A 13662-nucleotide genomic window follows, 5' to 3' on the forward strand; every position below is an offset into this window, starting at 1 on the left:
CCGCCCTACTCCGCCAGCACCTTCTGCACCTGCGCCACGAAATCCTCACCGCGGCGCTCGAAACTGTCGTATTGATCGAAACTCGCCGCCGCCGGGGCCAGCAGGACAACATCGCCCTCTTCGGCCTCTGCCGCCGCCCGTGCCACGGCCTGCTCCATCGTGCCGCAGACTTCGGTCTCAGCCGTGAGTTGCATGGCGAAATGCGCGGCTTCGCGCCCGATCACATAGGCTTTGCGGACCGATCCTTGCGCCTCTGCCAACCCTTTCAGGCCGCCCTCTTTCTCAAGCCCGCCGCAGATCCAGCGGATGTTCTTGAACGCCGCCAGCGCCTTGGCCGCGCTGTCGACATTGGTGGCCTTGCTGTCATTGACGTAGCGGACGCCATGCGCCTCGGCCACGGTCTGGCTGCGGTGCGGCAGGCCACCGAAACTGTGAAACGCCGCCTCGATCACCCGTGGGGCAAGGCCGAGCGCCCGGCAGGCGGCATAGGCGGCGCAGGCGTTCTGGTGGTTATGCGCGCCCGGCAGCCCTTGGATGCCGCGCAGGTCGATCGCGCCGACCTGCTTGCCGCGCCGATATTCGCTCAAGAACCCTTTGCGGGCAAAGACATGCCAGCCGGGGCCGGAAAGCTTGGTCTCGGCGCTGATGCGGATCACACGGTCGTCGCTCGGCCCCTCGCTGAGTTGCCCGGCAAGGAAGCGGCCCTCGGCCTCATCCACGCCGATCACCGCGCGGTCGGGGCCACCTTCGGCAAAGAGGCGACGCTTCGCGGCATAGTAGCCCCCCATCCCCGCATGGCGGTCCAGATGGTCGGGGCTGAGATTGGTGAAGACCGCCACATCCGGCGTCAGCGCGCGCGCCAGTTCGGTCTGGTAGCTGCTAAGCTCCAGCACCACGACCTCCCCATCCACGGCGGGATCGAGGTCCAGCACACCGCGCCCAATGTTGCCCGCCAATTGGCAAGGCCGCCCGACATGCTCAAGGATGTGGTGAATAAGCGCCGAAGTCGTCGATTTCCCGTTCGAGCCGGTCACCGCCACCACCCGCGGGGCCACGTCGTAGTGATCCCATGCCAGCGTGGCGAAGCTTTGGAAGAAGAGGCCAATGTCATTGTCCACCGGCACCCCTGCGGCAAGCGCTGCCGCCACCACCGGGTTCGGCGCGGGGTAGAGATGCGGGATGCCGGGGCTGACGATCAGCCGGGCGATCTTGTCCAAGGCACCGGGGGCGTTGAGATCGACACAGGCGAAGCCTTCCCGCTCGGCCCGCGCCCGTGCGGCGGGGTTGTCGTCCCAGCAGCTGACCTTGGCCCCGCCCGCTTGCAACGCGCGCGCCGCACTCAGGCCCGAGCGGCCCAATCCCAGCACCGCCACGCGTGCGCCTTCCAAGCCCTGTACTGGAATCATCTGCAATCCCCTGCTACCCGTTGACCCCAGAATGGGGGCATGATGCGCCCATCACAAGCCAGAGGCCGCCGAAGATGTCCAGCCCCGCCAAACCTGACCTTGACGATGTGTTGCCGCGCCTCAATGCCATGATGCGCGAGGATGACCACTGGGGTGACGTGGCGGCCTATATCCCGCAACTGGCCAAGGTGGACCCGGCGCAGTTCGGCATCGCTGTGGTGACGGCGGATGGCAAATGTCATGTGGCGGGCGATACGCAGGTGCCCTTTTCGGTCCAGTCCATCACCAAGGTCTTTACGCTGGCCATCGCGCTTGGCCGATCGGGCGACCAACTATGGCACCGCGTGGGGCGGGAGCCTTCGGGCCGGGCCTTCAACTCCATCGTGCAGTTGGAGCAGGAACAGGGCCGCCCGCGCAATCCCTTCATCAACGCGGGTGCGATCGTGACGACGGATGAGGTCTTGGGCAACCGCGAGCCGCGCGAGGCGCTGGCCGAGATCCTGCGTTTCGTGCGCGAAGCGGCGGGGACGGACGACATCCACATCAATGACACCGTCGCCGCCTCGGAGACCGATTTTGGCCACCGCAACTTTGCGCTGGCGCATTTTCTGGCGAGCTACGGCAACCTCATCAACGCGCCGGAACGCACGCTCGGCACCTATTTCCACCATTGCGCGATGGAGATGACGGTGGAACAGCTTGCCATGGCGGGCCGCTTCCTGATCGAAGCCCCCGATGTGCCGCGGCTGGTGGCCCCCAGCCGCATCCGACGGCTCAACGCGCTGATGCTGACCTGCGGGCATTACGACGGCTCAGGCGATTTCGCCTATCGCGTGGGCCTGCCGGGCAAGTCGGGTGTGGGCGGCGGCATCCTGGCCATCGTGCCGGGGCGGGCCAGCATCGCGGTCTGGTCGCCGGGGCTCAACCGCTATGGCAACAGCCAAAAGGGCACCGAAGCACTGGCCCTTTTGGCACGTCACATGGATTGGTCGATCTTCTAAGGGCTTAGCGCACCTTCAGCGTCGCCAGACCCAGCAGGGCGAGGATAAGTGAAATGATCCAGAAACGGATCACGATCTGCGGCTCGGCCCAGCCCTTTTTCTCGTAATGGTGGTGGATCGGCGCCATCAGAAAGACGCGCTTGCCGGTGCGCTTGAAGTAGAGCACCTGCACGATCACCGATAGCGCCTCGACCACGAAGAGCCCGCCGACGACCGCCAGCACCAACTCGTGTTTCGTCGCCACAGCAATGGCACCCAAGGCCCCACCAAGCGCCAGCGACCCGGTGTCGCCCATGAAGACGGCGGCGGGCGGCGCGTTGTACCACAGGAACCCGAGGCCGCCACCGAAGAGACCGGCGGTAAAGATCAGGATTTCGCCCGTACCCGGAACATAATGCACGTCAAGATAGTCGGTGAAGTCGACCCGGCCCACGGCATAGGCAATGACGCCAAGCGCTCCGGCGGCGATCATCACCGGCATGATGGCCAGACCATCAAGCCCGTCAGTCAGGTTCACCGCATTGGCCGAGCCGACGATCACGATGATGGCAAAGGGCACGAAAAGCACCCCGAGGTTGATCAGCGTGTCTTTGAACACCGGCAGCGCAAGCTGGTACTGCAACTCTGCCGGATGGTATTGCGCGGCCCAATAGCCCGCGATGCCCGCGATCAGAAAACCTAGCAAAAGCCGCAACTTACCCGGCACGCCATCGGTGTTTTGCTTACTGACCTTGGCGTGGTCGTCGGCATAGCCGATGGCGGCGAAACTCATGGTGACGAAAAGCACCAGCCAGACGAAAGGATTGTCGAGCCGCGCCCAAAGCAGGGTCGAGGTCAGCAAGGCCCCCACGATCAGCAGCCCGCCCATGGTGGGCGTGCCCGCCTTGGCGAAATGCCCCTCTGGGCCGTCATCGCGGATCGGCTGGCCCTTGCCCTGCCGCTTGCGCAGCACTTCGATCAGCGGTTTGCCGAAGATAAAGCCGAACACCAATGCCGTCAGAAACGCCCCGCCCGCGCGGAAGGTGATATAGCGAAACAGGTTAAAAAAATCGCCGCCATCCGACAGCAGCGTCAACCAATAGAGCATATATCGCGTCCTAACTCATCATGTGGGGTGAATCGCCGATCAGGCGGTCGGGACCGGATGGCCCATTTTGCGGATGGCGTCAACAATACCGCCCAGCTTCATCGAAAGCGACCCTTTGATCAGCACGACATCGCCGGAATCGAGCCTTGCGCGGAGTCCTTGCAACATCTCTTCGGCGGTTTCCGTCCAATCGCCGCGCTGATGTTCGGGCAGATTGTCGTAAAAGGCTTTCATCAACGGGCCGACGCAATGCACCACGTCGAGCGCTTGGGTGGCTTCGAGATCGGCGAGACCGGCGTGCAGCGCCACAGATTCGGGGCCGAGTTCTTTCATATCGCCGACAAAGGCGATCCGCCGCCCCTTGCTGACGCGCCCGATGTCATGGGTGACTTCCGAGGCGGCCAGCACCTCAAGCGCGGCGGCCATGGAGGTTGGGTTGGCGTTATAGCTGTCGTCGATCAATTCCAGCGCCAGATAGGTGTCTATGGGGTCGAGCTGGATGCGCTCACGCACCCCGCGCCCGGCATAGGGCGACCAGCGGCCCAGCGATTGCACAGCCAGCGCCCGATCCGCGCCAAGCGCCTCGGCCACTGCCAGCGCGCCAAGCGCGTTCATCGCGAAATGCCGCCCCGGCGTGGCGATCTTGAAGATCACCGGCGCGCCTTCAACCTCGGCCTGTGCCACGGTGGCATCGCCCTGAACCTTGACCTCGCCCAGCTTGTAGTGATGCCCTGCCTGACCAAAGGTCGTCTCGCGCAGGCCGCGCTCTAGCGCTTTGGCCAAGACGATATCGCTGTGCGCGTGGTCGGCGTTGATCACCGCCCCGCCGCCCGGCTCCATCCCGTCAAAGATGCTGGCCTTTTCCACCGCGATGGCGGCGACATCCTTGAAGGCTTCGAGGTGGACGGCGGCGACATTGGTCACCATCGCCGCATCGGGCCGCGCCTGTTTGGCGAGGGGGGCAATCTCTCCGGGGTGGTTCATGCCGATCTCGATGACCGCGTAATCGGTATCGCGCGGCATCCGCGCCAGTGTCAGCGGCACGCCCCAGTGGTTGTTGTAGCTGTCGACGCTGGCATGGGCCCGGCCTTGATCGCCAAAGATCGCCAGCAGCATCTCCTTGGTCGAGGTCTTGCCGACGCTGCCGGTCACCGCCGCCACCTTTGCCTGTGGGCCGAGGCGGGCGCGCCCTGCCCTGCCAAGCGCTTCGAGCGCCTGCTGCACATCCTCAACGATCAGCAGCGGCGCGTCCGTGGCCACGCCTTCGGGGATATGGGTCACGAGCGCGGCAGCGGCCCCTTTGCTGAGCGCTTGGGCCACAAATTCATGCCCGTCCCGCGCGGCCTTGAGTGCGACGAAGAGATCGCCGGCCTGCAAGGTCCGTGTGTCGATGGAGACACCGTTGCAAGCCCAATCGCCCTGCGCCTGCCCGCCCGTGGCCTCCGCCGCTTCGCTCGCTGTCCAAAGGCTCATGCCAATCTCCCGTCCAGTGCCGCCACGGCCACGCTGGCCTGTTCCACATCGTCGAAAGGCAGCACGTCGTCGCCCACGGTCTGCCCGGTCTCATGCCCCTTGCCCGCGATGAGCAGCGCGTCGCCCGGCTCTAGCGCTTCCACCCCGCGCAGGATGGCTTCGGCCCGGTCGCCGACTTCCCAAGCCTCGGGTGCGCCGCCCAGCACGGCGGCACGGATGCTGGCCGGGTCTTCGCTGCGCGGGTTGTCGTCGGTGACGATGACCATATCCGCATGTTGCGCCGCCGCCTGCCCCATCAAGGGGCGCTTGGCACGATCCCTATCACCCCCCGCGCCGACGATGGCGACGAGGCGGCCCAGCACATGCGGGCGCATGGCGGCAAGTGCCGTGGCCACCGCATCGGGCGTATGGGCGTAATCGACAAACACCGCCGCGCCGTTGTCGCGGGTGGCGGCAAGCTGCATCCGGCCCCGCACGGTGGTGAGATGCGGCAGCGTGTCGAAGACCTCCTGCGGATCGCCGCCGCAGGCGATGACCAGCCCGGCGGCGAGCAATACGTTGTCGCCCTGAAAGCCGCCGATCAGGTTGAGCCGCTTTTGATAGGTCTTGCCGCGCCAGCTAAAGCGCAGGTCTTGGCCCGTGGCATCGAACCGCTGGCCTTGCAGATGCAGATCGCCCCCGTCGCGGCCCACGGTGATCACCTCACAGCCCCGCGCGCGGGCGATGGCCGCGATGTCGACGCCTTTTTCATCGTCGATATTGACCACCGCCGTGCCGTCTTCGGGCAGGACACGGGCGAAAAGCGCGGCTTTGGCGGCGAAATAGGCCTCGAATGTCTCGTGATAGTCCAGATGGTCTTGGGTGAAGTTGGTAAAGCCCGCCGCCTTGAGCGTCACCCCATCCAGCCGCCGCTGGTCGAGCCCATGGCTCGACGCTTCCATCGCGGCATGGGTGATGCTATTCGCCGCCGCCTCGGCCAGCGTGCGGTGCAGGGTGATCGGCTCGGGCGTGGTATGGGCCAAGGGGGCGGCCCATGCACCCTCTACCCCCGTTGTGCCGAGGTTCACGGCAGGCAATCCCATTTCAACCCAAATCTGGCGCACGAAGGTCGAGACGGAAGTTTTCCCATTGGTGCCGGTGACCGCGATCATCGTGGCGGGCTGGCCGCCGAACCAAAGCGCCGCCGTGCGCGCCAGCGCCTCCCGCGGGAGGTCGGAGACCACCAGCGCGACATCCGAGCCCGCCAATTCCTCGGCGGCGAGTTTGGCGCCCGCCGCATCGGTCAGCACCGCCGCCGCGCCCATGCGCAGGGCGTATTGAATGAAACCTGCCCCATGCACACGGCTGCCGGGCAGAGCCGCGAAAAGCGTGCCCTCGCGCACTTCGCGGCTGTCGACCGCGATGCCGGTGATCATAGGGTTGGCCCCCGCCCGCGCGGTCAGCCCGAGAGAGGAAAGGGGTACGGCCCGGTCGGTCATAGAGATGTCTTTTCAGTTGCTGCTGGTCAGCGTTAGCACAGCGTCGTTGATCGGTTCAACAGCGGGGCGCAGCCCCAGCAAAGGCGCGATGCGGCGGACCATCTCAGCGGCTACGGGCACGGCTGTCCAACCCGCCGTGCGGCGCGGTTTCGGGCCCGAGGTTTCCACCGGTTCGTCCAAGGTGACGATCAGCACATATTTCGGGTCATCGATGGGAAAGATGCTGGCGAAAGTGTTGATCACCTTGTCGTCGTAATAGCCGCCCGTGGGCTTGGGCTTGTCGGCGGTGCCGGTCTTGCCCGCGATCTGATAGCCCGGCACCTCGGCAAAGCTGGCCGTGCCATCGGTCACCACCTTGCGCAGCATCATCCGCGCCTGCGCGGCGGTCTCTTCGGACATGACGCGGGGGCCGAGTTGGGGGGCGGATTGCTTCAGCAACGTGGGTTTTACCGCGCGCCCGCCATTGGCGATGGCGGCATAGCCCGCCGCAAGGTGCATCGGCGTGCTCGACAACCCGTGGCCGTAGGAGATCGTCACGCTCGACAGCTCGGTCCAGCGGCTTGGCAAGAGCGGCTTGCCGCCCGAAGCTTCAACGATCTCAAAGGGGGTCGGCTCAAAGAAACCGAGGCTTTTGAGGAACTCCTGCTGCCGTTCGATACCGATTTCCAGCGCCATCCGGCCCGTGCCCCGGTTCGAGGAATGCACGATGATGTCGGCAACGCTCAGCTTGCCGTAGTTCTTGTTGCGGAATTCACCGATGCGGAAGCCACCAACCTTCATCGGGCCGGAGGTGTCGATGATCGTGTCGGCGTTGAACAGCCCCAGTTCCACCGCCTGTGCCGCTGCGAAAATCTTGAAGGTCGAGCCCAGTTCATAGACCCCCTGCACCGCGCGGTTGAACAGCGGGCTGTCCGAGGCATCGCCTTGGGTCAAAGGCCGGGGCCGGTTGTTGGGGTCGAAGTCCGGCAGGGAGGCGACCGAGATCACCTCGCCCGTGTGCACGTCCATCAGAATGCTTGTGGCGCCCTTGGCGTTCATCAGCTTCATGCCGCCATAAAGCACCCGCTCCGCCGCGGCCTGCACGGTGAGGTCGAGCGACAGCTCTAGCGGTTTGTTGCCATTGGCCGGGTCGCGCAGATAGTCGTCGAAATACTTCTCGGCCCCCGCCACGCCGATCACCTCGGCGGCATGGACGCCTTCCTTGCCATAGCTCGCCCCGCCCAGCACATGGGCTGCAAGCGAGCCGTTGGGGTAAAGACGCATGTCGCGCGGCGCGAACAAGAGCCCCGGATCGCCGATATCATGCACGGCCTGCATCTGTTCGGGGCTTATTTTCTTCTTGATCCACAGGAACTTGCGCTTGCCTGTGAAATCCTTAATCAGGCGTTCTTCTTTCAGATCGGGAAAAATTTTGACCAGCTTTTTCGCGGCTATCTCCGGGTCGATCATGTGGCGCGGCTGCGCATAGAGCGCATGGGTCTCGAAATTGGTGGCCAGAAGGTTGCCGTTCCGGTCCGTGATATCCGCACGCGAGGCCGAGATCACGGCCCCCGGCGCATGGCCGCGCGGCTCAGACGGTTCCGACATGGCCAGCAGCCCCATGCGTCCGCCGATCACGGTGAAAGCACAAAGAAAACAGACCCCCAGCACCAGAAGCCGCCCCTCGGCGCGCATCCGCGCCTTGTCGCGCATCTGCTCGTGGCGGATGCGCTTGTTCTCACGTTCGATCGCGTCGGGGTTTTCCCCCTTCTCGCGGGCCTCGAGGATGCGGGCCAGCGGGCGCAGCGGGGTGCGGATCATTCAACCTTCTCCTCGAAAAGACCGTTCAGCGCCTCGTAATTCATCGTCGAGACATCCACAGGATCGGTGATCGGCAGCAAGGGCTGGGGCGGATAGGCGACTTGATCGACCTGACCAAACTGGCCGGGATGCAGCGGCAACAGGCCCAGACGGTCAAAGTTCAGATCCGCCAGATCGCGCAGCCGGTCCGGGCGGTTCTGAAAGGCCCATTCGGCGCGCAGCACGGCCAGACGGGCGTGGGCGGCGCGGATATTGGCATGCAGCCTGTCGGCATCGCTCAGCGCCTGCTGGGTCGCGTAGTTCTCGCGGTAGGCCCAGAAGGCCAATCCAACCACGGCAATGGTGGTGAGGATATACATCACCGTGCGCATCACTCAGATCCCCCTGACCATCGGCATGCCGATGGTTTTCGCGTCAATCTCACCACTGGGCGCGTCGGTGCGCGTGGCGACCCGCAGCTTGGCCGACCGGCTGCGCGGGTTCTCTTTCAATTCCTGCGCGTCGGGGCCAATCGCCTTGCGGGATTTCAGCGTGAACTGCGGCGGCGCCTGCTCAAGCGCGGGGGCGAAACGGTTGGCATTGCCCCCGGCCCCGGCACGCGCGGTGAGGAAGCGTTTGACCATGCGGTCCTCGACCGAATGAAAGGTCACCACCGCCAGTTTCCCGCCCGCCTTCAACGCCCGCTCGGCGGCCATAAGACCTTGAAAGAGTTCGCCATATTCATTGTTCACCGCGATCCTCAGGGCTTGGAAACTGCGGGTTGCGGGGTGGCTCTGGCCGGGCTTGGACCGTGGCAGGCAGCCTTCGACGAGTTTGGCCAATTCCAGCGTGGTGGTGATCGGCGCTTCTTCGCGGGCACGGACAATCGCCTTGGCGATCCGGCGCGAGGCGCGCTCTTCACCGTATTGAAAAAGGATATTGGCGATCACCGCTTCCTCGGCCTCGTTGACCAGATCGGCAGCCGAGGGGCCATCCTGGCTCATCCGCATGTCGAGCGGGCCATCTTTCATGAAAGAAAAGCCACGCTCCGCCTGATCGAGCTGCATGGAGGAAACCCCAAGATCCAGCACCACACCATCGAGGTCTTGGGCATATTCATCCATGCGCGAAAAGACGCCCTGCTGCATGGTGATCCGATCGCCATAGTCCCCGGCCCATGCCGCCGCCATCTCAAAGGCCAGCGGATCGCGGTCGACGGCCACCACACGCGCGGCCCCGGCCTCAAGCAAGCCACGGGTGTAGCCGCCCGCGCCAAAGGTGCCATCCAGCCAGACCCCCTCTACGGGCGCCACGGCAGATAGGATCGGGCGCAGCAGAACAGGGGTGTGAGGGGCGGAAGGGTCAGAGGCAGCAACCATTCCCTCAGATCTCCATATCACCATCAAGGAACGAGAGCGGATCGACATCGTCGGGCAGTTCCTGCTGCCACGCCTCTTCCTCGGTCTCATAGGTTTCGGGCTTCCAGATTTGGAAGGTGTCACCGGCGGCGATAAAGAACGCCTCGCCGTTGAGTTCGATCTTGTTGCGCAGCTTGGCGGGCAGCACCAAACGGCCTGTCTCATCTACCGTCGTGGGGAAAGACTGACCGTGGAACAGACGCTGAAGCGCCTTGCGCTGCATGGAGCCGCGCGGCATGCGGTCGATCTTGGCGTCGACCTCTTCGATGGCTTCCATGGTATAGCATTCAAGGTAGTTGCGGCGGTGATCGCCATAGACGATGACCAGCTCGGGATTGTCGCCGTTCTTCCAGTTCGGGTCGCCAGCCTCCAACACACGCCGAAAAGAGGCTGGGATAGACACCCGCCCCTTCGTATCGACTTTGTGGTGGCTTTCGCCTCTGAACCTGCGGCTCACTTGTTGTCCCTGCCTCTTGCGCCTTTGCGCTTAAACTCTTTATTCGCCTCAATCCCCTGCCCCGGAAATGGAAACGGCGGGTTGATCTGCTGCCACTGATCAACCCGCCGCCCACGTCCCGCAGCTTGGCGGGGGAAGTCCGACTGCGCGCGCCACCTGGGGGGATGTCTGCTCGCTCGCGCGCCGGATCTCTTTGGTCTGATGAAAGCGAGGTGCCTGTATGAAACCTGCTAGGTTTTGATTTATTTTGGGGTCGTTTGCTGCCCCGTGTCCCGTTCTCATCCGATGCATAAGGGATGCCATGGGAATTGATGGGCGTCTAGATATTTTTTGGATTTCCGCCCAATATTTTGTTTTGCACAGGCTGTGAGAACAACATCTGGTATAACTTTTCGGGCGCGGCGTGGCTTAATTTGGGATCATCTAAGTCCAGAACACTATATCTTGTTAACGAATTGCGACCTGCACAATATCCCACAGTTTCCCACTAAAATTTGCTCACATAGTTATCCACAGGGCATGTTCGTTGCCTGTTCCGCAGAATGCGCGCAGAGCATTCGAATTGCACGCCAATTCCCGTGGCTGCGAATCGGGCAAGACCCCCAATGAAGCAAGGGGCGCCCATGATTTCCCAGACTTCCCATGCATTCCCGCGACTTTTCCCATGACCTCCCAGCGGCCCATGCTTTCCCAGCCGCGCAGCTCCTCCCGACAGCGGTATCTTGTCCTTTCGGCCCACGCACGGCATGTAATGGCGCGAAACGGAGGGAGTGCATCATGATCCAAGCCACGGCTCTATTTACCCACGCGCTGAACATGCTGTTTCACGCGCCCTCAACCACGCTGCGGGTGATCCTGCCTGCGGTGCTTTGGGTGATGGGGGCCGCCGCTGCAGCGGGCTTGCTGGCGGGGGATGCGCTTGGGGCCATGGATCAGGTGATCGAGAACGCCGCCCCGCCGCCTGCGGGTCAACTTCTGATCCTGATCGCCTGCGGGCTGGCGGGCATCCTTGGCTATGCGCTGATGGCCATCCTCTGGCACCGCTATGTCTTGCTTGATCACGAGGGAAGCGCCCTGCGCCCGGGCATGGGGCTGTTCTGGGCCTATGTCTGGCGGGCCATCGTTTTGGGTTTCGTGCAGTTTCTCGCGGCCATCCCCATCGGCCTTGCCATGCTACTCTTGGGCGGGCTGACCGGATCGAGCCCGGCGGCACTGCTGTTGATCGGGCTGGTGGCGGGGGTGGCCTTTCTTTGGCTGGCGCTGCGGCTCAGCCTCGTGCTGCCCGCCGCCGCTCTGGGCCACGTCATGTCGGTCCGCGACAGCTGGCGCGCGACCGAGCCTTTGGCCGGCACGCTTTGGGCGCTGGCCGTATTGCTGGCGGTGGTGAACACGCTACTCGGCGTGATCGCCAGCATGTTGCTGCCCGCCGACCCCGGCCTGCGGCTGATGCTAGATTCCCTGCTCTACCTTATAGAGGGGCTGGTTTTCGTCTCGATGCTGACCACACTTTACGGCCACCTGATCGAAGGGCGCGAGCTGGGCTAACCGCCCGCGCCGCCCCCGTCAGGCCATACCACCGTCGATCAAGCCCTTCGCGAGCCGGGCATAGGCATCGGCCATCGGCCCCTCGCCCGCGGCGACCGGTGTGCCGCTGTCCCCGGCCAAACGGGTATCGAGATCAATCGGCAGGCTGCCCAAAAGCGGCACGCCCATCTTCTCGGCCTCCGCCGCCACACCGCCTTGGCCAAAGATCTCATGCTGAGAGCCACAATCGGGGCAGACGAATGTCGACATATTCTCGATCAATCCTAGCACCGGGGTTTTCAACGTGGCGAACATGTCGAGCGCCTTGCGCGCGTCGATCAGCGCCACGTCCTGAGGCGTGCTGACCACGATGGCGCCCGAAAGCTCGGACTTGGTGCAAAGCGTCAGCTGCACATCGCCGGTGCCGGGTGGCAGATCGACAAGCAGCACGTCCAGTTCACCCCATTCCACTTGCCCGAGCATCTGCTGCAGCGCGCCCATCAGCATCGGCCCACGCCAGACAACGGCCTTGCCCTCTTCCAACATGAAGCCGATCGACATCATGGTGACGCCATGGGCCTGCAAGGGAATGATCGTCTTGCCGTCGGGGCTGGCGGGGCGCTTGTTGACCCCCATCATGCGCGGCTGGCTGGGACCATAGATATCGGCATCCAGAAGCCCCACCTTGCGCCCGGCCCGCGCCAGCGCCACGGCGAGGTTGGAACTGACGGTAGATTTGCCCACACCGCCCTTGCCAGAGCCGATGGCGAGGATGCGCTTCACGCCGCTGGGTTTCATCGGCCCCTCTTGCGGTTTGGGATGCCCGCCGACCTTAAGACTGGGCGCTTTCGGTGCGGGGCCATGCGCGGTCAGCGCGACCGATACATCACCCACCCCCGGCAGATCGCGGACCACCTGCTCTGCCGCGTCGCGCAACGGTGCCATCTGCCGCGCCACATCGGCATTGGGCGCTTCGATGACGAATCGCACCTTATCGCCTTCGACCACCAGCGCGCGGACCAGATCATGGGACAGCAGGCTCTTGCCGTCGGGCAGTTGCACCCGCGCGAGCGCCGCTTCGACTTCTGCTTTGGTCACAGACATGCGCAAATTCTCCTCTATTACGGCTTCTGAAATGGCAGGTTCTGCGCCAAGCGCAAGGGGACGGCCCTTTTTGCATAGGGAAGAGGCGCAATGCCCAAGGATTACGCAGGGGTACCATGTTTTTGCCGCATAGCAGCATTGCAAAAAGAAATATTGTGCACGCGCAGCAATTAGCGCTAACTTAGGTCCATAGGCAGGGCCAAGCGCCCCGCTTTCGGAAAGACCAGACACATTCTTCCTCCTCCCGAATGTGTCTGATTTTACCAAGACTTGGATGCATCCACTCCTCCTCCCGGATGCAGGCAAGTTTGGAAAGACCAGACGCGTCCATCCTCCTCCCGGATGTGTCTGTTATTGGCGGCGACATCTACCTCCTCCCAGATGTCGTCGCCCCTTTCCCCCCCTCCCCATATATGACAGTTTTATGACCCTGCGCCCTTTTGCCGCGCGGGCAAAACCGTTTTTTATCAATTAGTTGCGCCACTCAGAACCTATGCGCTTTCTGCATAGCGGCATTGACTTTATGCCCGTTGTGCAAATGCAGAAAGGGCGTAAATAGCAGGCAACGAGATGATCCACAGATGAAAAAAGAGGCGCCGAAATGGCTTACATGAACACAACCACCGCAAACACAACTTCCGTCTTCGCCCGTATCGGCGGCGCATTCGAAGCACTGGCAACCCGCTACAAACAGCACCGTCTGTACCGTGAAACTTTCGACGGTCTGAGCGCGTTGAGCAACCGCGAACTGGCCGACCTTGGTCTGAGCCGTTCCGAACTGCGCCGCGTCGCATGGGAATCTTCCCGCGGCTAAGCAGAGATAGAGATCGGACGTCAGAACCCCTCCCTGTTCTGTCGTCTGAAAGCCGGGGTGCGCGTCACTTTCCTCCTCCCTGAAAGAGGCGGACCCCGCAAGGAGACCCGAAGCCGACCCT

Annotated in this window: 12 protein-coding genes; 3 read left to right on the forward strand and 9 right to left on the reverse strand. The window is 63.5% G+C overall.

Annotated elements, in window-relative coordinates; all coding sequences use genetic code 11:
* Positions 1–5 precede the first annotated feature (5 nt).
* Entirely contained in the window at positions 6–1406 is a 1401-nt protein-coding gene (gene murD, locus HKX24_RS12335) for a UDP-N-acetylmuramoyl-L-alanine--D-glutamate ligase (protein ID WP_271693375.1), read from the reverse strand.
* A 74-nt stretch (positions 1407–1480) separates the two neighbouring features.
* Here murD and HKX24_RS12340 point away from each other — a divergent pair, with 74 nt between their 5' ends.
* Positions 1481–2407: a glutaminase gene (locus HKX24_RS12340; RefSeq protein ID WP_067261778.1), complete on the forward strand. Its 927-nt coding sequence runs from the start codon at positions 1481–1483 to the stop codon at positions 2405–2407.
* Between the two features lie 4 nt (positions 2408–2411).
* Here HKX24_RS12340 and mraY read toward each other — a convergent pair whose 3' ends face one another.
* Genes mraY through mraZ form a run of 7 tightly spaced genes read right to left on the reverse strand, consistent with a single transcriptional unit; the run spans position 2412 to position 10099 of the window.
* A complete protein-coding gene (gene mraY, locus HKX24_RS12345) occupies positions 2412–3494 on the reverse strand; it encodes a phospho-N-acetylmuramoyl-pentapeptide-transferase (RefSeq protein WP_168611989.1) in 1083 nt (360 codons plus the stop codon).
* A 39-nt stretch (positions 3495–3533) separates the two neighbouring features.
* Entirely contained in the window at positions 3534–4967 is a 1434-nt protein-coding gene (gene murF / locus HKX24_RS12350) for a UDP-N-acetylmuramoyl-tripeptide--D-alanyl-D-alanine ligase (RefSeq protein WP_271693374.1), read from the reverse strand.
* Entirely contained in the window at positions 4964–6445 is a 1482-nt protein-coding gene (locus HKX24_RS12355; RefSeq protein WP_271693373.1) for a UDP-N-acetylmuramoyl-L-alanyl-D-glutamate--2,6-diaminopimelate ligase, read from the reverse strand. The genes murF and HKX24_RS12355 overlap by 4 nt, the downstream gene beginning before the upstream one ends.
* A gap of 12 nt (positions 6446–6457) precedes the next feature.
* Positions 6458–8245, reverse strand: a complete 1788-nt coding sequence (locus HKX24_RS12360; protein WP_271693372.1) for a penicillin-binding protein 2 — start codon at positions 8243–8245, stop codon at positions 6458–6460.
* Positions 8242–8616, reverse strand: coding sequence for a cell division protein FtsL (locus tag HKX24_RS12365; RefSeq protein WP_271693371.1), 375 nt, complete (start codon positions 8614–8616; stop codon positions 8242–8244). The genes HKX24_RS12360 and HKX24_RS12365 overlap by 4 nt, the downstream gene beginning before the upstream one ends.
* A 3-nt stretch (positions 8617–8619) precedes the next feature.
* The gene (gene rsmH / locus HKX24_RS12370; RefSeq protein ID WP_271693370.1) at positions 8620–9603 is read right to left on the reverse strand and encodes a 16S rRNA (cytosine(1402)-N(4))-methyltransferase RsmH; all 984 of its coding nucleotides are present in this window, start codon (positions 9601–9603) and stop codon (positions 8620–8622) included.
* A 4-nt stretch (positions 9604–9607) separates the two neighbouring features.
* Entirely contained in the window at positions 9608–10099 is a 492-nt protein-coding gene (gene mraZ, locus HKX24_RS12375; protein ID WP_082851962.1) for a division/cell wall cluster transcriptional repressor MraZ, read from the reverse strand.
* Positions 10100–10876: 777 nt separating this feature from the next.
* On the opposite strand from mraZ, the gene HKX24_RS12380 reads away from it, so the two are divergent.
* Complete coding sequence (locus HKX24_RS12380) at positions 10877–11644, forward strand: hypothetical protein (protein WP_271693369.1); 768 nt, start codon at positions 10877–10879, stop codon at positions 11642–11644.
* A gap of 18 nt (positions 11645–11662) precedes the next feature.
* Here the strand turns inward: HKX24_RS12380 and HKX24_RS12385 are convergent, their stop codons facing one another.
* On the reverse strand, positions 11663–12727 hold the full coding sequence (locus HKX24_RS12385; RefSeq protein WP_271693368.1) for an Mrp/NBP35 family ATP-binding protein: 1065 nt from the start codon (positions 12725–12727) through the stop codon (positions 11663–11665).
* Between the two features lie 601 nt (positions 12728–13328).
* Between HKX24_RS12385 and HKX24_RS12390 the strand changes: the two genes are divergently transcribed.
* Positions 13329–13541 (forward strand): DUF1127 domain-containing protein, encoded by a 213-nt coding sequence (locus tag HKX24_RS12390; RefSeq protein ID WP_067262642.1) that lies wholly within the window; start codon positions 13329–13331, stop codon positions 13539–13541.
* Positions 13542–13662 lie beyond the last annotated feature (121 nt).

This window comes from Sulfitobacter sp. M85, assembly GCF_029285915.1.
In the GTDB taxonomy this organism is placed as follows: domain Bacteria; phylum Pseudomonadota; class Alphaproteobacteria; order Rhodobacterales; family Rhodobacteraceae; genus Sulfitobacter; species Sulfitobacter faviae.